Source organism: Brevundimonas denitrificans (assembly GCF_030160755.1).
Taxonomy (GTDB): Bacteria; Pseudomonadota; Alphaproteobacteria; order Caulobacterales; family Caulobacteraceae; genus Brevundimonas; species Brevundimonas denitrificans.
The window spans coordinates 1-570 of sequence record NZ_BSOY01000223.1 but is presented as its reverse complement, the minus strand read 5'-3'; the positions used below and the strand labels follow the sequence as shown (position 1 = coordinate 570).

Sequence of the window (570 nt, the reverse complement as noted above, 5' to 3'; positions counted from 1 at the left end):
TTCTGGACGAGTTGATCTCTGTGCTTCTTGGGCACGGGGCGTCCTATGAAGGCAAGGGGGAAAACCTTCTGGTGGACGAGGATGATACCGCCGCCGACTATATCGCTGGGGAGGATCGTCCATGACCGAAATTGCACTGACAGCGCTTCTTTTACTTGTTCTTCTGGCCCTGCTTGGGGCCGGTGTCTGGGTTGCCTTCTCCCTGCTGGCTGTGGGGATGGTGGGCATGTTTGTCTTTACCGATGCCCCGGTTGGCGATGTTCTGGCCACAACCGCATGGGGCGCCAGCAATTCCTGGGCGCTGGCGGCGCTGCCGCTGTTTATCTGGATGGGGGAAATCCTGTTCCGCTCCCGTTTGTCGGAAGACATGTTCACCGGTCTTGCGCCGTGGATGAACCGCCTTCCCGGACGGCTTCTGCATGTGAATATCATCGGTTGCGGAATCTTTGCGGCCGTGTCCGGGTCTTCCGCCGCGACGGCGGCCACCATTGGCAAACTGTCCATTCCGGAACTTTCAAAGCGGAAATATCCTGAAAAACTGATGATCGGGACCTTGGCCGGTTCCGCGAC

1 protein-coding gene is annotated in these 570 nt (G+C 58.4%); it reads left to right on the top strand.

The window, feature by feature from the left end:
• Positions 1 to 121: 121 nt before the first annotated feature.
• Positions 122 to 570, top strand: a 449-nt coding sequence (locus QQJ79_RS15885; protein ID WP_284223908.1) for a TRAP transporter large permease subunit, incomplete at its 3' end; no start/stop codon positions are given.